This is a genomic window from Sphingobacterium athyrii (assembly GCF_003071065.1).
GTDB classification, from domain to species: domain Bacteria; phylum Bacteroidota; class Bacteroidia; order Sphingobacteriales; family Sphingobacteriaceae; genus Sphingobacterium; species Sphingobacterium athyrii.
Genome location: NZ_QCXX01000003.1, coordinates 18,393 through 41,317, shown reverse-complemented (window position 1 = coordinate 41,317; position 22,925 = coordinate 18,393). Strand labels below are relative to the sequence as shown.

The 22,925-nt window shown below is 41.2% G+C and carries 20 protein-coding genes and 2 tRNA genes; 11 read left to right on the top strand and 11 right to left on the bottom strand.

Annotation, left to right across the window (positions count from 1 at the left end):
- Positions 1-18 precede the first annotated feature (18 nt).
- Together DCO56_RS10770 and DCO56_RS10765 are read left to right on the top strand one after the other, a co-directional pair.
- The gene (locus DCO56_RS10770) at positions 19-867 is read left to right on the top strand and encodes a helix-turn-helix domain-containing protein (RefSeq protein ID WP_108633790.1); all 849 of its coding nucleotides are present in this window, start codon (positions 19-21) and stop codon (positions 865-867) included.
- An 85-nt stretch (positions 868-952) separates the two neighbouring features.
- On the top strand, positions 953-2,293 hold the full coding sequence (locus tag DCO56_RS10765) for a TolC family protein (RefSeq protein ID WP_108633789.1): 1,341 nt from the start codon (positions 953-955) through the stop codon (positions 2,291-2,293).
- Between the two features lie 194 nt (positions 2,294-2,487).
- On the opposite strand, the gene DCO56_RS10760 is transcribed toward DCO56_RS10765, so the two are convergent.
- The gene (locus DCO56_RS10760) at positions 2,488-3,129 is read right to left on the bottom strand and encodes a peptidylprolyl isomerase (RefSeq protein WP_108633788.1); all 642 of its coding nucleotides are present in this window, start codon (positions 3,127-3,129) and stop codon (positions 2,488-2,490) included.
- Positions 3,130-3,236: 107 nt separating this feature from the next.
- Between DCO56_RS10760 and mgrA the strand changes: the two genes are divergently transcribed.
- On the top strand, positions 3,237-4,274 hold the full coding sequence (mgrA, locus tag DCO56_RS10755) for an L-glyceraldehyde 3-phosphate reductase (RefSeq protein ID WP_108633787.1): 1,038 nt from the start codon (positions 3,237-3,239) through the stop codon (positions 4,272-4,274).
- Positions 4,275-4,371: 97 nt separating this feature from the next.
- Here the strand turns inward: mgrA and DCO56_RS10750 are convergent, their stop codons facing one another.
- From DCO56_RS10750 to DCO56_RS10740, 3 genes are all read right to left on the bottom strand, one after another.
- Positions 4,372-4,902 carry a DUF1697 domain-containing protein gene (locus tag DCO56_RS10750; RefSeq protein ID WP_108633786.1) on the bottom strand — a complete coding sequence of 177 codons (531 nt, stop codon included), beginning with the start codon at positions 4,900-4,902 and terminating at the stop codon, positions 4,372-4,374.
- Between the two features lie 11 nt (positions 4,903-4,913).
- Positions 4,914-5,210: an MGMT family protein gene (locus DCO56_RS10745; RefSeq protein WP_108633785.1), complete on the bottom strand. Its 297-nt coding sequence runs from the start codon at positions 5,208-5,210 to the stop codon at positions 4,914-4,916.
- Between the two features lie 377 nt (positions 5,211-5,587).
- Positions 5,588-5,661: transfer RNA gene (locus DCO56_RS10740), tRNA-Arg, on the bottom strand.
- Positions 5,662-5,847: 186 nt separating this feature from the next.
- Between DCO56_RS10740 and DCO56_RS10735 the strand changes: the two genes are divergently transcribed.
- Positions 5,848-6,366, top strand: coding sequence for a YceI family protein (locus tag DCO56_RS10735; RefSeq protein ID WP_108633784.1), 519 nt, complete (start codon positions 5,848-5,850; stop codon positions 6,364-6,366).
- Between the two features lie 55 nt (positions 6,367-6,421).
- Positions 6,422-6,506: transfer RNA gene (locus DCO56_RS10730), tRNA-Ser, on the top strand.
- 176 nt (positions 6,507-6,682) lie between these two features.
- Here the strand turns inward: DCO56_RS10730 and DCO56_RS10725 are convergent.
- Positions 6,683-6,916: a hypothetical protein gene (locus tag DCO56_RS10725; protein ID WP_181390521.1), complete on the bottom strand. Its 234-nt coding sequence runs from the start codon at positions 6,914-6,916 to the stop codon at positions 6,683-6,685.
- Positions 6,917-6,973: 57 nt separating this feature from the next.
- Between DCO56_RS10725 and DCO56_RS29870 the strand changes: the two genes are divergently transcribed.
- Both DCO56_RS29870 and DCO56_RS10715 read left to right on the top strand, forming a co-directional pair.
- Positions 6,974-8,539, top strand: a complete 1,566-nt coding sequence (locus DCO56_RS29870) for an RHS repeat domain-containing protein (RefSeq protein WP_108633782.1) — start codon at positions 6,974-6,976, stop codon at positions 8,537-8,539.
- A 9-nt stretch (positions 8,540-8,548) separates the two neighbouring features.
- Positions 8,549-9,160, top strand: coding sequence for a hypothetical protein (locus DCO56_RS10715; protein WP_108633781.1), 612 nt, complete (start codon positions 8,549-8,551; stop codon positions 9,158-9,160).
- Positions 9,161-9,342: 182 nt separating this feature from the next.
- Here the strand turns inward: DCO56_RS10715 and DCO56_RS10710 are convergent, their stop codons facing one another.
- From DCO56_RS10710 to DCO56_RS10690, 5 genes are all read right to left on the bottom strand, one after another.
- Positions 9,343-9,705 carry a response regulator gene (locus tag DCO56_RS10710; RefSeq protein WP_108634516.1) on the bottom strand — a complete coding sequence of 121 codons (363 nt, stop codon included), beginning with the start codon at positions 9,703-9,705 and terminating at the stop codon, positions 9,343-9,345.
- A gap of 66 nt (positions 9,706-9,771) precedes the next feature.
- A complete protein-coding gene (locus tag DCO56_RS10705) occupies positions 9,772-10,602 on the bottom strand; it encodes a CheR family methyltransferase (RefSeq protein ID WP_108633780.1) in 831 nt (276 codons plus the stop codon).
- Positions 10,602-10,976, bottom strand: coding sequence for a response regulator (locus DCO56_RS10700; protein WP_108633779.1), 375 nt, complete (start codon positions 10,974-10,976; stop codon positions 10,602-10,604). Before DCO56_RS10700 ends, DCO56_RS10705 begins: the two co-directional genes overlap by 1 nt.
- Before the next feature lie 12 nt (positions 10,977-10,988).
- On the bottom strand, positions 10,989-14,588 hold the full coding sequence (locus tag DCO56_RS10695) for a response regulator (RefSeq protein ID WP_108633778.1): 3,600 nt from the start codon (positions 14,586-14,588) through the stop codon (positions 10,989-10,991).
- On the bottom strand, positions 14,578-16,062 hold the full coding sequence (locus DCO56_RS10690; protein WP_108633777.1) for a hybrid sensor histidine kinase/response regulator: 1,485 nt from the start codon (positions 16,060-16,062) through the stop codon (positions 14,578-14,580). Before DCO56_RS10690 ends, DCO56_RS10695 begins: the two co-directional genes overlap by 11 nt.
- A gap of 207 nt (positions 16,063-16,269) precedes the next feature.
- Between DCO56_RS10690 and DCO56_RS10685 the strand changes: the two genes are divergently transcribed.
- Genes DCO56_RS10685 through pdeM form a run of 4 tightly spaced genes read left to right on the top strand, consistent with a single transcriptional unit; the run spans position 16,270 to position 21,947 of the window.
- Complete coding sequence (locus DCO56_RS10685) at positions 16,270-17,253, top strand: ligase-associated DNA damage response exonuclease (protein ID WP_108633776.1); 984 nt, start codon at positions 16,270-16,272, stop codon at positions 17,251-17,253.
- Positions 17,250-18,830 carry an ATP-dependent DNA ligase gene (locus tag DCO56_RS10680; RefSeq protein ID WP_108633775.1) on the top strand — a complete coding sequence of 527 codons (1,581 nt, stop codon included), beginning with the start codon at positions 17,250-17,252 and terminating at the stop codon, positions 18,828-18,830. Before DCO56_RS10685 ends, DCO56_RS10680 begins: the two co-directional genes overlap by 4 nt.
- A 1-nt stretch (position 18,831) precedes the next feature.
- Entirely contained in the window at positions 18,832-21,294 is a 2,463-nt protein-coding gene (locus DCO56_RS10675; RefSeq protein WP_108633774.1) for a ligase-associated DNA damage response DEXH box helicase, read from the top strand.
- On the top strand, positions 21,291-21,947 hold the full coding sequence (gene pdeM / locus DCO56_RS10670) for a ligase-associated DNA damage response endonuclease PdeM (protein ID WP_108633773.1): 657 nt from the start codon (positions 21,291-21,293) through the stop codon (positions 21,945-21,947). The genes DCO56_RS10675 and pdeM overlap by 4 nt, the downstream gene beginning before the upstream one ends.
- Here pdeM and DCO56_RS10665 read toward each other — a convergent pair whose 3' ends face one another.
- Positions 21,948-22,910 carry a helix-turn-helix transcriptional regulator gene (locus tag DCO56_RS10665; protein WP_108633772.1) on the bottom strand — a complete coding sequence of 321 codons (963 nt, stop codon included), beginning with the start codon at positions 22,908-22,910 and terminating at the stop codon, positions 21,948-21,950.
- Positions 22,911-22,925 lie beyond the last annotated feature (15 nt).

Genomic DNA, 22,925 nt, shown 5'->3' with positions numbered 1-22,925 from the left:
TTTAGCATAATACCGGTGATGAACAAAATACAGCTTATAGATCAATCGGAGCTCCTCCAAAAAGTAGGTGAATATATTTACCACCCGCTTAACACGACCTGTATCCTCGTACATACAGGGACCGTTGCCATTGATTGCAACGGCAACCCGGTCCAATTGCACGCAGGCAGTATTTTCTTTATCGGTTATAATAAGTACTATTGCTTTTCGGAGATCAGCCAAGATGCGCAATTCAAAGTATTGAATTACGACAGAAATTTCTCCAACCGAATCCGGTTCTCCATTAGCAAATATGATGCTTACCGTCTTATCCATGCAAATAGTTCCGTTCCATTCAGCCCCACGGCTACTGACTTTGAAACGATTTGGACATTAATTTCAACATTACATCAAAATAGAAAAAAAGCGCAAAATCAAGGGATGGATTTTCTTCAAAAAGCAAATGTTAATATTTTTATGGCAATCATTTATTTACTGGCCGCTGTGATTTATGATGCCGGAGAGCGTCATTTAACAATCCGCAATCAGCGAAAAGAAGAGATTACCGTTCAATTTTTACAACTTGTTGCTGACAATTATAAACAGCATCGGGATTTGGCGTTCTATGCGGAATTACTCCATATTTCTATCAAATACCTTTCTATATGTGTCAGGGAAATCACCAAAGACTCTCCCTCCGCGATCCTGAGCAATTGGTTACTGAGCGAAGCTCGGGCACAATTGATTGTCTCCAATAAAACAATCAATCAGTTATCTCAAGAATTTCACTTTTCTGATCAGTACGCTTTCAGCAAGTTTTTTAAAAAACACGTCGGTATTACCCCCAATATATTCCGGGAGCGACAAGCCACAACTGTTACCAATTGAACATCACAAAGCATTAAATAGACATTTCTAGACATCATACCGGTATGTAACTTTGTATTACATATATAGCACTAAGAAATATACCATGAATATTAAATCAAGCGCACTAAAAACAGGTTTGTACTTGGTCGTTTGTTTCTTTACAACTTTTAGCAATCTAACATACGGTCAGGATAGCATTTCGACCAAAAAGATCAATATTGAAACATTATTTGCGCTCGCCATACGCAATCACCCCAACCTTGCTGTTTCAAAGACAGCAGTTGATATTGCCAAGCAGAAAACTGCAGTCGCAAAATTGAAAACATTACCGGAGATCAGTGCATCAGCTTCAGCGTTTTACCTTGGTGATGCGGCGCTGATCGAGAAGAACCTATCGGGCTCCGAGAAGGTTCCTCTCCCCCATTTCGGAAACAACTATTCCTTGGAGGCCAAGGAACTTATCTGGAAAGGCGGAGTAATCAAGAATTCAATTAAAGCATCTTCTTTGGGAGAAGAGCTAGCGGAACTGGACCACCAAAATGAAGAGCAAAACATCAAAATTTTGGTATTGGGATACTATCTGGACCTCTTTAAACTCGGCAATCAAGAGCAGGTTTATCATCAGAATATCGAATTGGCCCAAAGGCGGCTGGAACTTACAGAAAAATTATACAAGCAAGGGATGATTACCAAAAATGATGTCATAAGAAATCAGTTACAGATCTCCGAATTGCAACTCGCCAAAGAAGTCGTCCAAAATAATATGCGTATTCTGAATGATGAACTTGTCGTTGCACTGGGACTGCCGGAAAACACTCGCATCACACCCGACGACGGTATTCTAAAGGCCCACTTTCAACCACGGGATCTAACAACATTAAAACAAGAGGCTTACATATCAAATCCAAATGTCCAGCTCGCCGCAAAAGAAACAGAGCTTCTTTACACCGAAAAAGATATTACCAAATCCGAGAAATCTCCCGCACTCAGCCTTTTCGCTGGAAATAATCTGGTCAAACCGATCACCAATGTTATGCCTGTCATTGATAAATATATGAATACCTGGAATGTGGGCGTCTCATTGAGTTACAACATTTCTTCTTTATATACAACGGACAAAAAGCTAAAACTAAACGATTTACAAATTGAAAAAAACAAGAAATACGAACAAGCACTGAAACAAAAGACCAGTGTGGCCGTTAATACCGCATACATTAAATACAATGAGGCCTACTCACAGCGCAATGCGCTCGAGTACAACAAAGCACTTGCAGATGAGAACTATCGTATAATTGAAAAAAAGTATTTGAACCAACTGGCACTTATAGTCGATATTATGGATGCTTCCAATTCAAAACTCGAAGCGGAACTGAAGTATACAAATGCTGAAATCAATATTGTGTATGCATATTACAAACTTTTGAAAGAAACAGGAAAGATTTAATATTTTTCGTCTGCCAAATTTAATCAGTTTTATATATGTCAGGTCCCATTAAGTAATTAATGGGGCTTTTTGTGTCCTTTCTCGCATTGACCGTTTTATTTTCCCGGTCATTTATTGCGATAAAAACGGTCATAGCTAAGAATTGAATACATCGATTGAAAAATTAAAGAATAAAACCATCTTTCAAGATGGTTTTATTCTTTAATCTCCACAATACTAAAGGGTACCTTTGTCAAAGGAAAATCTTGTTTATCCGTTTTCACCCGACTTATCTTCATGATGACATCTAGCCCTTGATATATCTCACCAAAGACTGTAAAATCCTGATCAAGTCTGGGCTGTCCACCATGAGCGAGGTATCCATCCCGCTGTTCTTTGCTATATTTAATCCCTTTTTTTATTTCCAAGCTATCGAGATCTGCCGCAGTGATCTTTTTTCCAACTACAAAGTAGATCTGATCAAGGAAGGAGGCTTTCTCCGGATTGCCGTCACGTCCCGCTCCTAATGCCCCCATTTTGTGAAAAGCACGTTCGTCGAATTCCGCCGCCAGTCTAGGTTTTCGGTGTAAAGGATCTGCTGCCTCCTTCTTTTCGATATCTATATCATGTTCACCTCCTTGTACAACAAAATTTTCAATAATGCGATTGAACAGGGCGCCCTGATAAACACTATCTTTAATCGACCTTAACATCAAATCACGATGCTGTGGTGTAAAATCATAAAGTACGACCTTAAACTCCCCAAATGCGGTTTTAAATAATAGGTGTTTCGACTGTGCCTGGGCACCGCCTGCCCAGAACAAAAACACCCCTAAGATCCATGTGATTTTCTTCATGTTTTTTATAGCTTCAACTTATGCAAAATTTGACATAAAAATACATTAAATTTCAATTCGCGGAAATTTGTTTATTACTTATATTTGGAATAAAACAATTCAATTTTATGCAATACACTCCCCATCCCGACCGCTACCAACAGATGATATACAACCGTTGTGGTAAATCCGGACTTCAGTTACCTGCTATTTCCTTAGGTTTATGGCACAATTTTGGAAATGACACGGCACATCAAACCAAGGTTGACATCTGCACAACGGCTTTTGATCTCGGAATCACGCATTTCGATCTAGCCAATAACTATGGACCGCCCCCGGGTAGCGCGGAAATTGCATTCGGACAAATTCTTAAGCAACAGTTTGCGGGATATCGCGATGAGCTGATCATTTCCTCAAAAGCAGGTTATCACATGTGGGATGGTCCTTATGGCGAATGGGGCAGCCGAAAGTATATTATTTCCAGTTGTGATCAGTCCTTAAAACGCTTAGGAACAGATTACGTTGACATTTTCTATTCACATCGCTTCGATCCAAACACGCCTTTGGAGGAAACTATGATGGCCCTGGATCAGCTCGTGCGAAACGGAAAAGCCCTTTATGTCGGCATTTCATCCTACAATTCGCAACGTACCAAGGAAGCCTATGCAATACTGAAATCCTTGGGAACACCCTTTGTTATCCATCAACCGAGTTATTCCATGCTGAATCGATGGGTTGAGTCGGATGGTCTATTAGACACTCTGGGCGAGATTGGTATTGGCTCAATTGTTTTCTCTCCACTTGCCCAGGGCATGTTAACCGATAAATATTTACATGATATTCCTGAAAATAGCAGGGCTTCACAATCAAAATCCTTGCAGACCAAGTTTCTCAGTGAAGAAAACCGAAAAAATATTCAGGCGCTACATGCCATTGCACAACGTAGAGGACAGACCTTAGCGCAAATGGCCATTGCATGGGTTTTTCGAAAACAACAGGTGACTTCTGCACTTATTGGGGCGTCGAGACCGCAACAGGTCATTGATTGTGTCGGATCACTCAAAAAGCTATCATTTACGGCAGAAGAAATCCATGAGATTGATCTCTATGCAAAAGATGGACATATTAATATATGGGCTCAATCCGCAGAGATTGAGAGAAGCTAGATCAATCTGTAAATTATTTTAATATCAAAGGCGTACTGGCTATCATTCGATAATCATTACGCCTTTTTTGATGTTAGCATGCAATAACAATAATAGCCTACTGCATGATCTTCAGAATTTTTTCAAATGTGTTCACATTGCGGCTGGTGAACTTATCCTTCAGACTTTTCTTACCCAATATTTTTCCGAATGTTGAATCCAGTGTATTTCCTTTGGGCACCTGCCAATAAAATACCCCATTAATCACTTTGGCTTTTTCATCAGCTGCTTTCGCACTGTTATTGAATTCTTGCATGAGCAGTTCTTCTACGCCTGGCAAACCTACAAAAGCATAAATATGAAAATCGGGACGAATGTCAAAAGGAATATTACGCCTGAATAGCGTAATTTCTTCCTCCGATTTAATGAACAAAAAAGCATCGTAGGAAAAAGACTTGGACATAGCAGCTTCCAAAACGATTTTAAGTTCGTCCACAGGGCTATCCGATGAAAAAACTATATTTCCGGAAGCCAGCACCGAACTTACATGATCCATGCCCGTATCTTTAAATACCCGGCATACATCGGCCATCTTCATATTGGTTCCCCTCACATTTACTCCCCGTAGAAATGCACAATATTTTATCATTTATCCATTTTTTAAAGTTCATTTATCGGGTTCCAGAATAAATTCTTAAAATCCCTGACCCTAAGATTATTTATCACAATACCTTCGCCCTCCAGTTTAATCTGAAATTCCGGAACGGACAGAATGCCACCACTGGAAATCACCCGATGAGCAGGCACATCTCCGGGACAACCGCCCATTGCTTTTCCAACATGACGAGCGTGATTTGGGTATCCCAAAGCTTTAGCAATAGCACCATAAGTTGAAACACGCCCCTTTGGGATTAGTCTCGTTAATTCGTATACCTGTTTTTTAAATATTTCATCCATATAGATGTTATTACACTATTTAACTCTATCTAGCTAACCACAAAGTATTACCAATTCTTTTGTCTATAAGCTAAATAAACTACAATTCAACGTTTTCTAAAGGTACAAAAATCAAGTATAATAGACTATTTCCAATGAAGCAAAATTCATGTACTACAATAGTTGGACAAACGGTCCCTACCCCTATTTTGCGACTTAAAATAGTAACTCTAATTTTTATACGCCTAACCAAAATACATAGAGAAACGCTTTGAATATTTTCGACCGAGCACTATTTGTCTCCAAATTTTGGTGTAGAGCCCCAATTAGCTAACAGATTGGAAAAATTGAGCAGAGTATAAAAAAAGCCCCTCTGTATTAAACAAAGGGGCTTTTTGTACGCCAATCAGGATTCGAACCTGAGACCGTCGGTTTAGAAAACCGATGCTCTATCCAGCTGAGCTATTGGCGCGTCGCTTTCGGTAATGCAAAAGTAGACATTTGTTCAACAATTCCAAAATATCACTTGCTTTTTTTTATGGTTTTTCAATAACTGATTGCTTTTCAACAAGATTATTTTATTGATCTAGGTCAAACAAAAAGACAAATAACGCTGTTACCTTTGTGTTATTAAACAAATAAGAAAAAACACAAAATTATGGCACAAGGAAAATGGGAATTGGACGCTGCACATAGCGAAATAGAATTCAAAGTAAAACACATGATGATCACAAATGTTAAAGGAAACTTTAACAGTTTTAAAATAGATCTTGATGCAGAAGATGATACTTTTGAGAATGCACTTGCAAAAGTATCTATTGATACTGCTTCTATCAACACCAGAAATGAGCAACGTGATGGACATTTAAAAAGCGCTGACTTTTTTGATGTAGAAAAATATCCTGCAATAACATTTGAAGCAACGAGCTTAGAAAATGATCAAATTAAAGGAAATCTGACCATCCGTGATGTGACCAAGGCTGTAGTTTTTGATCTGGAATTTGCGGGTATTCAAAAAGATCCTTGGGGAAATACTAAAGCTGGGTTTATCGTCGAAGGAAAGATCAAACGCTCAGATTTTGGACTTAACTGGAATGCAGCTTTGGAAACAGGTGGCGTGATGGTAAGTGACGATGTAAAATTTAGCGCTGATATACAGTTTATAAAAGCTAAATAGGAACTATTTCTAAAATAAAATTTGGCAGGAGAGCAAAAATTCGTACTTTTGTCGCGGAGAGTTGGCAGAGTGGTCGAATGCGGCGGTCTTGAAAACCGTTAACTGTCACAGGTTCGGGGGTTCGAATCCCTCACTCTCCGCATAAGAAACCTTTCAGAAATGAAAGGTTTTTTTTATTCGATATGGATTCGAACCAGAAGGGCTGGCCGGGGTTCGAACACTATCATCGCGGGTATTAGCAGCATGGGGATAAGGGACGCGATAAATCCCTCACTCTCCGCTGAGAGGGTCTTTTATTAAAAGACTCTCTTTTTTTTTAGTATAAAAGCAGCCCTTTATCCTTCATTTTTAGGTAATTATGCGATAATATCTCCATCATGGTAGGTGTTCGAAAGATTCGATTTTCATAATAAAGATTGTTGTCGAACACCAAGCTTACAAATTCCCGTTTTTGAAGCGTTTCCGCTGAATCATATACATAGCGTAGATCGGTCAACATATCCAATTTATTTTCCAGTATACCAAATGCAAGACTTCTATTTTCACTCAACCTTTCAATAGCTCCTTTTAAACTTATAATTTCTGCATTGTAAATAGAATACCAACGGTGCAGCATTCTGATCTTTCATTCATCGGATACCACTATAATAAAGACGGATTCCTGATCGGTGCCATGAATCAGGAGATTACCCTGAAAATACATCGTGGCAAAGATGGACGTATCCTGAAAGAACAGCAGGGACAGCATTGGGTAACTAAGGCTTTTGATAAGGAAAGTAATTCATTGCTGGTACAGAGTTCATTGGGAGCTAATATTACCAGTAGGTACGATCATTTTGGACAATTATCCGAAATGGAATCCAAGGATTGGAAGGCTCAGTGGCAGTATGATGCTACAGGACTGGAAATACAGCGGGAACTTACCGGAGGTATAAGCCAGGTTACAGAGCGTGATCAGCAGGGAAGAGTTGTCAGAAGATGCATAAGCAGCCACAATGTGGAGAAAAGCAGAACACGCTACCATTGGGGCAAAGCAAATAGATTGTTAAAATCAATCAATGAGCTTACAGGCACAAGTACTACTTTCAATTATGATACCTGGGATAATTTGGTCAGTGGTACCTATGATAACCGGAAAGATACCCAAACAATCTACAAGGCTCCAGATACTATTGGTAATTTGTTTGAGACCCCTGACCGTACAGACCGTACTCATGGTGCAGGAGGTAAATTACTAAAAGATCTGTGCTATAATTATTATTACTATGCCGAAGGTAACCTGATTTTTAAGGAATTCAGGAAAAGTACAGCACAGGCAGTTTTATCTCCTTCAACCATAGAACATAAATATGGAATTAACCTTACGGGCAGTGGTGTCGGATGGCAGTATGAGTGGAAAGGAAACGGTATGCTTGCAAAAGTGATATTGCCAAAAGGTGGTGAAGTAAATTTCTTCTATGATCCTTTGGGAAGACGTATTTCCAAGGAATATAAAAATAAAGTAACCCGCTGGATTTGGGATGGTAACGTTCCTTTGCATGAATGGGAATATCAGAGGAGTTTCCCGCCAGGATTTACCATTGATGATGAAAATAATATCCAAGAGCTTGCAGAATCTGTAGAAAATGTAATAACTTGGCTGTATCAGTATGGTAGTTTTGTTCCTTGTGGTAAAATTGTTGGTGAAGAGCATTTTAGTATCATAAGTGATTATTTGGGTACACCTACACATGCATATGATGATAAAGGTGGATTAGTTTGGGAAAGAGAATTAGATGTATATGGTTCATTGAGAAAAGGAGGCAATAGCTTTGTTCCTTTTTTATATCAAGGACAGTATGTAGATATAGAAACTGGGTTGGCTTATAATCGTTTCAGGTATTATGATAGCGAGTCAGGAAATTATATAAGTCAAGATCCGATTAATTTACTAGGTGGATTACGATTTTACGACTATGTTAAAGATTCTAATTCATATAGTGATCCGCTTGGATTGATAGAAGAAGTATTGAGATATAATTTTGAACTGTATAAATCATTAAGAAATGCGGGAATGGGTGTATTTACTAGTATGAAAGGAGTATATAAAGCATTTGGAGAGCAATTGAGAAATGGAAAGTACCCATGGACTAAAGTAGAGAATATTGACGTCCGTAGAGTTGCACATCATTAATATAGAAATATGGGATTTTTTGATAATTTATTTGGGAAAAAGATTGTTTTAACGCCAGAGATGAAAATTATGGCGGAAAGTTTAGTCGAAAATGAATGGTTTAGAGCTTGCGGTCAGCAATCTATTTACAATACAGAATTTAAAGTCGAGATAGCAGATAATATAGATGAAGTTGAAAAAAAACTTGCTTATAAACGAGATGTGAAAGACTTTGTTACTTTGGACAATTTGCTTATTGAAGCAGGTCGTCGCAGTCAGCTCTTTCTTTCATTGCATCATAAAAATGAGATGCAACATACGTGGAATAACCTTACCGATATAATTGTTAAAGAGTATATATCAAATCAAAAATTCAATTTTGATTTGATTCAGAATAATTTCAATTCTTTATTGGGGGCACAAACTGATTTGTACTTGAGGCGTGTTTTTATTAATACACTAAAAGAAGTATACTTCAAAGATTTTATTGAAGATTATCCTACCTTTTTAAGCAAGGTAACTGATATTTATTTAAAGGGGAATGTTATTATTGGTTGGATAGGGAAATTCGGTTCTCATGAAGTACAAGTAAAAGAAATATCACCAATTTCAATAAATGACGGAGTTGTTAACATTTGGTAGGCTTAAATAAATTGATAACTTATTTCATCTAAAAATGTCAAAAATGGTATTAAGTGTTCGAATGGACTCCCTCACTCTCCGCATAAGAAACCTTTCAGAAATGAAAGTTTTTTTTTATTCGATATGGATTCGAACCAGAAGGGCTGGCCGGAGTTCGAACACGATCCTCGTTCAATCAATTATTAGATATACTTATTAACAATATCATCCAGATCATCCAGATCAAAGGGCTTGGATAAGAAATCATCTGCACCGGCGCTTACAGCCAACGATTCGATGTCATTATTGGCAGATACATAAATAACCGGAATATGTTTAAACCTATCATCGGCTTTTAAGAGACGGGTAGCCTCTACCCCGCCAATATTTGGAATCCAGTTATCCATTAAAATAAGGTCCGGTTCCGTAGACTCAACTTTTTGAATGATATCATGTGATGTTTCGGAGACTTCAACATGAAAACCCAAATCTGTCAGCACCACTGTTATGACCTCCAATATAATGGTATCGTCTTCAAATATCAGTACAGTTTTTCTTTTGCTCATATCGCTTAGTTTATCTCCCATACATGGCTTTATTAAGGCTTGAATATCGTGCCAAATAAAACCATCTTATTGTGGGTAGAGTTTTTTCCAAATTTTTTGATCACCCACTGCGGTGAAGTTCTGTTGAATACTTGAGAAACGGATGGTTTCCTTACTACCTAGACCCAAAAAACCTAGATTTTCCAGGCTTGCGTCAAATAATCTAAATACACGGTCCTGCAGATCTTTATTGAAATAAATCAATACATTGCGACACAAAATCAGCTGAAAACTATTAAAAGAAGTATCTGAAACCAAATTATGGGTTGATAGGATCATTTTTTGTTTTAATTCCGGATCAAATTTAGCCCAGTCGTAATTTGCTGTATAATAGCTCGAAAAATCCTGCTTTCCTCCAGATTCGATGTAGTTTTCCGAAAAAGATTTGATCTGACTCAGTGGATAGACACCATTGCGTGCTATTTCCAGCACACGTGGATTGATATCCGTTGCATAAATTAACGATTTGTGATGTAGATTGGCTTCTTTAAGCAAAATAGCCAAAGAATAAGCTTCCTCACCACTGGCGCAGCCTGCCACCCAGATCCGGATCAATGGATAGGTACCCAGTTGCGGCAAGATCTCCTCGCGCAGCTGTCGGAAAAATAAAGGATCCCTAAACATCTCCGTCAAATTCACCGTAATTTCCTCCACAAAATGCTGCAGAAACTCCGGATCGTCTTTCAACGCGAATCGGAGTTCCGCAAAACTCGCAAATCGGTCATTCGTCATGATCCGGTTGATCCTTCTCTTAATCGATGCCCGGCTATACTGTATAAAATCGTAGCCATAGCGCTGATAGATATCTTCCAATAAAATATCGATCTCCTCGTCCTTAATTATATTATGACCCAACATCACGATGTCAATCGTTCTATTTCGGTCAACAGCAAATCAACATCAATCGGCTTTGAAATATAAGCCTTCGCCCCCGATGCCAGACATTTCTCCCTGTCCCCGGGCATTGCCTGGGCAGTTACAGCTATGATGGGAATATCGTTGATAACCGTGGAAGCCCGGATCAAACGAATCGCTTCATAACCGTCAATCTCAGGCATCATCATATCCATTAGCACCAATGAAATACCATTTCCCTCTTCCAGAAGTTGAATTGCATCCTTTGCTAAAGTACAACTGACAACTTGGTATCCTCTCGCTCTCAAGGTCAAACCGAGTGCAAAAATATTCCGGTTGTCATCGTCAACAATTAATATCACTTTATTTTGATTCATTAACCGCCTTAATTAATTTTCATATAACCATACTCGCAACAACGACAGCAGCTGGTCTATATCCACAGGTTTGGAGATATAGTCCGAAGCACCAGCTCGTATACATTTTTCACGATCACCAATCATTGATTTGGCAGTGACCGCAATAATGGGCAATGTCGCAAATTGAGGTGTTTGCCTGATATTCTTGATTGTTTCATACCCATCCATTTCGGGCATCATCATATCCATCAGCACGATATCAATCGACTCTCCCGAACGCAGTACGTCCAGTGCTTCCTTACCATCCATTGCCGGAATAACCTCTACCTGAAATTTCTCCAATGCTTTCGTCATTGAGAATATATTGCGCACATCGTCATCAGCCACCAGCACTTTTTTTCCTTTCAGCACATCCGCTAATGCGCCAAGTCCGTTGTTTTTACGTCGCACATCATCCGAACTGTTTATCTCGATCAGATGTAGAAATAAACCCACCTCATCCAAAATCCGTTGATAAGAATGTGCAGTCTTAACAACCACAGAATCTGCATATTTTTTAATCTTCAGCTCTTCTGACTTTGACAGATTTTTACCCGTAAATATGATAATCGGTAAATTTTCAAGTCCCTCATGCTGTTTGATGGCCTCCAGGGTATTATAGCCCATTTCATCGGGAACACCCATATCCAAGATCACGCAGTCCACCTCAGCGGTTCCCAATGCTGTGATGCTATCTTCAACATTATCTTTTACTTCAAGTGAGATATTGAAACTACTTAAAAAATAAGCCAATGCGCTAGCATGTTTAGGATTCTCTTCAACAATGAGCACCTTTTTTGGAGACCTGCTCAAAGCAGATTCTATCTTTTGAAAAACCGATGTCATCTGTTCCAAAGCGACAGGTTTATTGATAAAATCAATTGCACCTTTTAACAGACTTTGCTTCTTCACTTCAAGTGAAGACATGATATGTACCGGAATATGTCTTGTGCTCTTATCCCCCTTTAACTCATCCATCACAGCCCATCCATCCTTGACCGGCAATTGAATATCCAATAAAACCGCCTGTGGATGATATTTCTTGGCCGCCGGCAATGCATGATCCCCACGTACAACAACAACACCCTTATAGTGCTGGCTATGCGTGTATTTCAATAATGCTTTCGCAAAATTGATATCATCTTCGACGATCAAAATAACCTTATCACCCTCAACAATGCTATCCCGATCATCAGGTAACTCCTCCGGAATACGTATTGTGGCTGGATTATAGACGTCATCCGCCACAAGCTCGCGCACCTCCTCTATTTCAGAATGGATCTCTTCTACAAGCAACTCTTCTTTCGTACGCTGTTCCCCGGGATCTACTGGATGATTCGGAATGATAAATAAGAACGTGCTTCCCTTTCCTTCCTCACTCTCCAGTCTGATTTCACCGCCCAGCAAGCGTGCAATCTCTCTGCTGATAGACAAACCCAGTCCTGTCCCTCCGAATTTTCGTCTTGTCGAACCATCCGCCTGCTGGAAAGCCTCGAAAATTATCTTCTGTTTTTCCAGGGGAATCCCTATACCCGAATCAATCACGGCAAAAACAAGCTTATCCTTATCGGTACTATCTTCGTAAATATCCAGTCTTACCTCACCAGCTGCTGTAAATTTAACCGCATTTGAAATCAGATTCCGCAGCACCTGATCAATTCTAAGCCGGTCGCCCTGAAAATTTTTATTGACCCCGGGATCAATATTAATTGTGAAAGCCAGGCCTTTCTCATTGACAATCGGAAGAAATAAATTATTCAGATCCGCCGAGATATCATTTAAATTCAGTGTCGCATACTCCAATGTCATTTTACCCGACTCAATCTTTGAAAGATCCAATATCTCGTCAATCAAGGTTAACAGGCTCGTTCCCGAACTTTGGATCACTTTAGCCGATTCGATCTGGTCAGCGCTAAGATTGTGTTCATTATTCTCGGATAGCAAACGCGAAAGTAGCAGGATGGAATTTAAGGGCGTGCGCAGCTCATGGGACATATTTGCCAAAAACTCAGACTTATATTTGGTACTTAAAGCGAGTTCTTCCGCTTTCTGCTGAATTTCCAGGTTACGTTCGGCAATCAATAGGTTTTTGTCTTCCAACAGTTTTGAACGTTCTTCCAGTTCTTGGTTTGATTGCATCAATTCCTCGTGCTGCACCTTCAGTTCCTCCTCGGACGACTGCAGACGCAAGGTCTGCGCCTCCAATTCCGTATTCAGATTCTCCAGCTCCGCATGCTGCGTCAACAATTCTTCAGATTGTACTTGAGTTTCTTCCAAAAGTGACTGAATTTTAGCACGGCCCCTCGCCGAAGCGATAGCGATACCAAGTTGTCTGGCACATTCCGTCAGAAATGTTGATTCAATTTCCGCAAACGGCTGACGGTGCCCGATCTCCAGCACACCCAACACCTGATCAGCCCATACAATAGGTACAAAAATAAGGTGCTGTACATTGACCTTTCCACTGGCAAAACTCACGATATAGTCTTCCGTGTTTATATTATTTATGATTTTCGTTTCCCGATCAACAAAGACCTGTCCGACATAACCTTCATTTGGGAGAAAATATTGCTGTGCCTTTGGGTCCAATCCGTAAGCACCAGATAGTTCAAGTTTTTCCTCATTAAAAACATAGATCGCTCCAGTAATAGCGCCTATATAATTGACTAATCCCTTTACTGAATCTGTGGTAAGTACCCTTTCGGTTTTGTTACCGACCAATCCGGTATAAAGATCGGCATATCCCATGTGCAGCCAGTCGTTATCTTTAAGCTGATCAAATGATTTCTTTAAGGCTTTTGACATCCGGTTAACGGATTTGGCAATCGCACCAAGGTCGTCTTCCTCAATGTCCTCGGCTTTTACATCATAATCCCCTAGCGCAATACGATTAGTGATCTTCTGAACCATATTTAACCTGCGGGCAATCCCTTCATCCTTCTCACGGAGTGACTTTTCCAGCGCTAGGCGTCTAAGAAAGTCTGCCCTTAGCCGAAAATAAAAGTATGTCGTAATCACCAATGATAGCAATGCACTGATCACGATAAATAAGGTCGTTATAAACGAAGAATTATCTAAATTGCTGGATTTTTGATCGATACCATCATCTTCGTAATGAATAATTTCTTTAATGATGCTACGGCATTTGTCCATTGCGGATTTGCTCTCGTCCAGCTGCGTCAGACTAACAGTCCCGCCATTCCTTTTGACATTCACCGACTCCTTTAATACAGCTAACCTTTGCTGGGCCGCTGTAAATAAGCTGTCTACCCGAACATTTTGCTCAGGATCGGCTTTCGTAAGCTCCTTTATTTCATTCAGCTCAACCGGCAGGCTCGCTAAAGCCTGGTTGAATGGTTCCAGGTAATTCTCCTTCCCCGTGAGCAGATACCCCCTGTTTCCCGTTTCTGCCCCTTGCAGAGAGTTAAGGATAACATTTGATAAACTGATTATTTTTCGGGTAGCGGCCAGCTCCTGACGGTGCTTATTCTGTTCTTTAATCCCCAAATAAGATGCTGTAGAACTCACCAGCAGCGCCAGTAGTGAAAAACCAATTCCTATAGATAAGTTATTAAGTGTTTTATTCGGCATCTGTAGGCAGATTTAATGGTAATGTAAAATAAAATGTGGCCCCCTTACCGGCTGAACTTTCAACGGCAATGGTACCTTGATGGCTACGGATAATTTCCGAACAAATATAAAGGCCTATTCCCAGCCCCTGGAAATCAAAGGAAGTTTCCTCGACACGGTAAAACTTGTCAAAAACCTCCGACAGTTTGTTTTCAGGTATACCGATTCCAAAATCTATAACGCTGACTTTTACGACATCTGTCATTACGCTGCAGTCGACGATCACCTTCTCCGTTCCGGCGGCATACTTATACGCATTTGTTAAAAAATTAACAAGAACCTGCTCCAGGCGTATCTCATCACCGTAGACCATGAGTCCCGAAATATCCCCCTGTCTATATAATTCCATATTGCTCTGATCATGGGTCTGCACAATGGAATCAATGGCATTTTGTACCATACGTTCAAGCGAGAACACCTTTTTATTGATCCGCAGTTTACCATTGTCGATTTTTGATATATCGAGCAAATCCGTGATCAAACTGTTGAGCTTTCCAACCTGATCCTGAACCCGGCCAACATACTTGGCCTCCGGGCAGTTTTTGTCAAGACTCAACTTACGGTCAAGTAGCTGCATATAAGCTTTGATGCTTGTTAGCGGTGTCTTCAGTTCATGGCTCGCAATACTCAAAAACTCATCCTTTTCCTGCTCTGCTTTCTTTTGCGCATCAATGTCGGTAAATGTCCCCACCCAATTATTTTCGCCATTCTCCAAAATTGGCCAGACCCTTAATAATTGATACGAATACCCCGATTCATCCCGCTTTTTAACCCGCACCTCCATTTCCAAAGGTTTACCGGACTCAAGACTTTCCTGCAATTCAGCCATGATCAACCGGTCATCAGGATGCGTCTGCGGGAATGTGTTCTCACTGTCCGAAAACTGGAACCAACGGCCATTGACAAAGCCAATATTACCAAGATGGTCACAGGTAAAAGCAATTTGTGGCAATGATTCCAATAAGGTATGTAAGTAGTCTACTTTCGAACGAAGTTCCAATTGCGCCTGTTTCCTTCTCTCCACTTCCATTTCCAAAGCCTGCTGGATATCCTTGAGGGCCTGGGTCTGCTCATACAGCCGATAGAATGTTTTGACTTTAAGCATCAGAATATCCGGATCGACGGGTTTGGTGACGTAATCCAGTCCTCCTGAATCATAACCTTTCGTAATAAAACGTTTATCGGTATTGACAGCAGATAAAAATATAATCGGCGTCTCCTTAGTCTTACTGAATCCAGCAATGTTCTCAGCAACTTCAAAACCGTCCATATCGGGCATCTGTACATCCAATATGATTAAAGCATAATTATATTTTAAAATCTTCTTTAAAGCCTCTTCACCGGAATGGGCAGTATCGACTTTAAAATTTTTGGATTCCAATAACTTTTGTAATGAATAAATATTATCTGGGTTGTCATCGACTATTAATATCATAGAGCGCTTAAACTAAGAATCAAAGTAAACAAATGTAAAAAAATTAACCGGATCCATTCTTCAGGCAAAAAATTTCCTTACCCCCGCAATTTAATCACTAGGATCGACTTTCACTAAAAAATAAACAAAACTTTAACTTATCCCTGCCTGTTTGAATACATAACATGCTCTATACGGAAGTCATGTTTTCAAAAACAAGGATTCGATATGATTCAATTCACATCAAAAGGCATTTATTGTATTCCCGGCAAATTTTACCTGGATCCATGGCAACCCGTTGATCTTGCCATCATTACACATGGACATGCAGACCACGCGCGCCCGGGCATGAAAAAGTATCTTTGTCACCACCTTACCGTTGGTATATTGAAAAGTCGTATTGGACCTGATATCCGGGTTGAAGGCTTAGCTTACAACCAGACGATCCAGATCAACGGTGTAAAAATTTCTTTACATCCTGCAGGACATATCATTGGCTCAGCGCAAATACGATTGGAATATAAAGGTAAAGTCACCGTTTTTACGGGAGATTACAAAATTCAGGATGATGGCCTCTCCACCCCTTTTGAACCTGTAAAATGTCATGAGTTAATTACCGAAAGCACTTTTGGTCTGCCGATCTATCGCTGGGAGAGTATTGAAATCCAAAATCAACGACTGAAAGCATGGATCACACACAATCAGGGATACAAAAAGACATCCGTATTTATTGGTTATTCATTGGGCAAGTCCCAAAGGATATTAAATGCGGTAAAGGATATGGGCGAAATATATGTGCATTACAGCATCGCCAAATTAAATATGGCCTACAGTGATGCAGGTTTAAAATTACCATCCTACCAGATTATCGACCCGATGACGGACATGAAAGAGCTCGACGGCAAGATCGTATTGCTACCACCGGCATTACTTGATACGCAACTGCTCCAAAAGATACCACATGTTGCCTATGCGATCTGCTCCGGCTGGATGCAAATCCGTGGTGCACGAAGATGGCGCAGTGCAGATGCAGGTTTCGCCATCAGCGATCATGCGGACTGGAATGGATTGCTGCAGGCAGTGAAGGAAAGTGGCGCCGAAAAAGTGTATGTCACGCATGGACAGACAGCCACATTCAGCAAATATCTGAATGAAATAGGTATTGAAGCCGAAGAGGTAAATACAAATTACGGAGAAGAATTAAGCGTATGATAGAATTCGCAACATTGATCAATGCGCTGGATAGCTCCAATAAAGCCAGCTTAAAAAAAGAAGCGATCATCCGCTTTCTAAGCGTTGCACCGGAGAAAGATAAACGCTGGTTTCTCGCTTTAATGACCGGCAAAAGGCCAAGGCGTGCGATTTCGACCAAAGAACTTAAAACTTGGGTAATGGAAATTACCAATATCCCGGAATGGTTGTTTGTCGAATGTTATGCCGCTGTCGGTGATCTCTCCGAAACCTTAGCTTTATTATTGCCTCCCGCATCCGAAAAAATAGACAAAAGTCTCAGTGAATGGATGGAAGACATCCTGCTGTTGGCAAATGCTTCAATGGAAGAAAAAAAAGCTTTTGTACTCGCTTCCTGGAACAGGCTCAATACCGTTGAACGCTTTATTTTCAACAAATTGCTGGGTGGCAGCTTTCGTTTGGGAATATCATCCAAGGGGCTGATAAATACCATTGCGGCACATTTCCAGATCGAACCAAGTATTGTCACCCACAGTATTATGGGCGAGTGGAATCCCCATGACTACGCATTTGACAAACTCGTTCGCGGCGAATATAGCAATACCAACCTTTCAAAACCTTATCCCTTTTGTCTGGCTTACCCCATTGAAAAGGAAGTGGAAGAACTTGGGCCGATTGCGGAATGGCAATGCGAGTACAAATGGGACGGTATACGCGGACAGCTGATCAAAAGAGGCGACGAAATCTATATCTGGTCAAGGGGCGAGGAACTTGTCACCGTACAGTTTCCTGAGATCACCGATGCGCTCAGGCAATGGCAAGGGAGCTTTGTCTTGGATGGTGAAATTCTGGCGTCGAAAGATGGTCAGATATTGAATTTTAATGAACTGCAAAAAAGGATCAATCGCAAGGTAATTTCCAAGACCTTACGTGAAGAAGTCCCTATTGTTGTATACCTTTATGATTTATTGGAGCTGGATGGTAAAGACCTCCGGTCGGAGTCCCTGCAGGACAGGCGCAAGTTATTGGAACAGCTGTACCAAGCTCATGTTGGCCCCACAATCCAACTGTCTCCACGTATTCATGGTGAAAATTGGGCCGACCTACGGAAATTACAAGCGGCCTCGCGTGCGCTGAACAGTGAGGGCATTATGCTTAAAAAGAAAGACTCCGTTTATTATGTTGGCCGAAAAAAAGGTGGCTGGTGGAAATGGAAAGTCAATCCCATGACCATCGATGCCGTGTTGATATATGCGCAAAAAGGCAGTGGGCGCCGAAGCGCGCATTATACAGACTATACCTTTGCCGTTAAAGACGGTGATCACTTAGTGAGCATCGCAAAAGCATATTCGGGACTTACAGATAAAGAAATACTTGAGGTTAGCCGCTATATCCGGCAGAATGCGGTGGAGAAATTCGGACCCGTAAGAACTGTTAAACCCGAACTTGTATTTGAAATTGCCTTCGAAGGAATAGGCTATAGCAAACGCCACAAATCGGGTGTCGCCCTGCGCTTCCCCCGCATTTTGCGTTGGCGCAGGGACAAAAAAGCAACCGATATAGACACATTGGAAAATATCAAAAAATTAATACCATAAGTTGAGTCAGAAGATAATACACAGTGAAGGATTCAAGATCGTCAATCGTTATTTTGAATCCTTGGGCAATACCCCTTTTGGCTTTCAGGTTAAAACCTGGGACCGATACATGCTGGGATACAGCGGAATGGTCATTGCCCCAACAGGATTTGGCAAAACATTTTCGGTGTTTATGGCCGTCCTGATCGATTACATGAATCATCCACAACGCTACCAAAAAGGACTAAAATTACTATGGATCACGCCTTTGCGCTCCTTGGCAAAGGATTTGGCCAGAGCAATGCAGACCGCTATAGACGATATCGGATTAGATTGGATCGTACAGGTACGGAATGGGGACACCGATCCAAAGATCAGAGCGCAACAAACCAAAGCGATGCCTGATATTCTTTTGGTGACTCCGGAAAGCCTTCATCTCCTGCTCGCTCAAAAACAGCGTGACAAATATTTCAAGAATATCCGATGTATTACTGTAGATGAATGGCATGAACTTATTGGAAATAAACGCGGTGTTATGGTAGAATTGGCATTATCGTATTTAAAATATAAATATAAAGATCTCCAGATCTGGGGTATCACCGCCACCATAGGCAATCTGGATCAAGCGATGGATGTACTGTTGCCGGCAGCAAAAACGAGCGTACAGATTATCGCAAAGGAGAAAAAGAAAATTGCGATCAGATCCATCTATCCTGACAAAGTGGAGCTCCTTCCCTGGGCCGGGCATCTTGGAGGCAATCTCGTGAACCAGGTTGTCCCCATTATACTGGAAAGTAAGAGTACGATCCTTTTCACCAATACCCGTAGCCAGAGTGAACTTTGGTATCAGCTATTACTACAAGCACATCCCGATTTTGCGGGACAGATTGCGCTGCATCACAGCTCAGTAGATGCACACATCCGCGAATGGATCGAAGAAAATCTGAGCAGTGGAAAGCTAAAAGCAGTGGTATCTACTTCATCCCTGGATTTGGGGGTGGATTTTAAGCCCGTGGACACCGTGATTCAAATCGGATCCAGCAAAGGTGTCGCCAGATTTATGCAACGCGCCGGAAGAAGTGGCCACAGCCCTTTTGAAACATCCATTATCTACTTCGTTCCGACACATTCCCTGGAGCTCATTGAAGTCGCCGCGCTAAAGGAAGCTGTCAAAACCCGGACCATAGAAAACCGCGACCCCATGGTCCAGAGTTTCGATGTGTTAGTACAGTTTATGGTCACAATAGCGCTCGGGGGCGGTTTCCAATCGACAGAACTCCATCAGATCGTTGCCCGGACCCATGCGTTCCATTATATGGAAGATGAGGAATGGCAATGGTGTATGTATTTTATCACCGCGGGTGGCAAAATCGGCAAACGCTATGAGGAATTTCACAAAGTAGTACAGGACAATGATGGCAACTGGATAATAAAAAATAGACGCATCGCCCTGCTCCATCGGCTGAATATCGGTGCTATTGTTGGTGATGCAATGATGCGCGTAAAGTTCCTCTCGGGCGGATATATCGGTATGATTGAGGAATATTTTATCAGCAAATTGAAGAAGGGCGAACGATTTAACCTTGCTGGCCGGATTCTCGAACTTGTTATGGTCAAGGATATGACTGTATTTGTCAAAAATTCATCTGGTAAGGCCATTACGCCGAGCTGGCTGGGAGGCAGATTACCACTTTCCTCCAACCTGAGCCATTTTCTACGTAAAAAACTTGCAGAAGCAATAAGTCCCGACAACACCGAAAAAGAACTGCGCTTCCTGGCGCCGTTGATCCAGAAGCAGCAAAGCCTTTCGGCCGTGCCCAATGAATCACAATTTCTTGTCGAACACATCAAGACCAGAGAAGGGCACCATCTGTTTTTCTATCCGCTGGAAGGGCGATTGATCCACGAGGTCATGGCTGCCCTCGTCGCTTACCGCATCAGCAAACGCTATCCCATTAGTTTTTCCATGGCCATGAATGACTATGGTTTCGAACTTTATTCCGACAAAGAAATTCAATTGGATCACGCACAATTAACCGAGGTACTGAGCCGGGAGAATCTTATGCAGGACGTGATCAGTAGCATCAATTCCGCTGAAATGGCAAGCCGCAAATTCCGCGATATTGCTGTAATTTCCGGATTGGTGATACAAAACTATCCCGGAACCCAACAAAACAACAAATCCTTGCAAGCTTCCTCGGGTATCATATTTCGTGTTTTAATGGATCATGATCCGGACAATCTATTGTTAAAGCAGGCTTTCACCGAAGTGTTCAACCAACAACTCGAGGAATACCGTCTGATAAAAGCATTTGAAAGAATAAACAATAGCCAAATCATCTATACCTTTGCAGAGGAATATACACCGCTGAGTTTTCCGATCAAAGTGGACAGTTTACGTCAGTCCCTTTCTAGTGAAGCATTAATCGAACGGATTCAACGCATGGAGCATGCAAATAAATCAAAACGTGGACGAAGAAAATGAATATACAGGAACAGCACATTACATTCAATAAACAAACACTCATCCTTAACAATCAACGTACGATCTTTTGGCCGAAGCAGAATACCCTCATTCTATCCGACCTTCATCTTGGTAAAGCCGCACATTTCCGTAAACATGGAATTCCTATTCCTTCAGATACATCTAGCCGGGATCTCGACAGACTAGCTGCGCTAATTGATCACTACCGGGCAGAGAACATTTTGGTCGTCGGCGACCTGATTCATGCAGGAATCAATCAGGAAGTCCTCTTACTGGCAGCGTTTAAACAAAGATATGCTGATCTCAATTTTCATCTGGTCGTGGGTAACCATGATAGAAAGGTGGAGAAATTAGCTGAGCAGGTTGATTTGATCTATCACCACGACAAATTCGAGCTGGAGCAGATCTCCTTTGTACATGAACCGATCATAGATCCGTCGGCTTTCACCATCAGTGGACATATTCATCCGGGCATCCGTATCAAGCTTCCGCCCAATAAACATCTCCGTCTGCCCTGCTTCTGGGTCTCCGCACAACAGATTATTCTACCGGCATTTAGCAAGTTTACGGGACTGGATAGCCGAAGAATGCCGCAGGAGTACAATTGCTATGCTTTACACGATGAAATAATCCTGCCGCTAAAGAACAGCTAATTACATTTTAAGTTCACCCGGTGAGATTCCATAGTATTTTTTAAACGCACTGCTAAAGTTATTCTGATGACCATATCCGGTCAGCAAAGCCACTTCATAAACGGTCATCTTATCATCCAATAGATAACTTTTGGCCTTTTCCATGCGGATTCGGGTGAGGTAATCGTGGATTGTCACTGAAAAATATTCTTTAAAATCCTTTCGCAGCTTGCTTTCACTTGTCAACACCTCTGCCGCCAGTTCTTTTTGTGTCGGCGGATTGGCAATACGCTGTTCGAGAATTTGCCGGGCCAGCTCCAGTCGCTGCACGTCTTCGTCATGGAACAATGAAACGGCCTGATCATTTTTCTCGTTATACTGCTCAAATTGGTACATCAGCAATTCAACAATACGAGACTCGGTATGCAGCCGACGTATCTCACCTTTTTTCTTCGATTCGATGAGTTCGGCTATGGTGTGCTGCATCTCATAAGTTGCCATCAGATCTTCTTCTGAAAACGATGTATACTCCCCTTTTTCGATTTCATGCACAAACTGCTGGTGCAACAACGAATCCCGCTTAATAAGGTTCAGGTAATATTCCTTGGATATCACAGCAATAAAATACGTATACTCGATACCCGGCTCCACTTGATGAACCGATTTAACCGAAGGTATATACCGGATATTGTGCCTGCTCATACCGTAGGGCAATTTACTGTCCACCGGTTTAAAGAATATAAATTGACTGGTAATGGTCTCCCCTTCGATCTCGGTCAATATCTGAACAGGCCGGTCAAATTGCATTTTCGAATGCAGTATGAACAAGCCCGAGGTTGAGAGCTGAAAATTTTCCATGTGAACAGGCTCCGTATGGATTGTGATTTTATTTTCTACCAAAGGTTTGTCAGGCACATAGCCGTCTGGAATTTCTTCTTCAAAAAGCCAATCAGCCAACTCAACTATTTTACTTTTCACCAACATGATTTCAATCCAAAT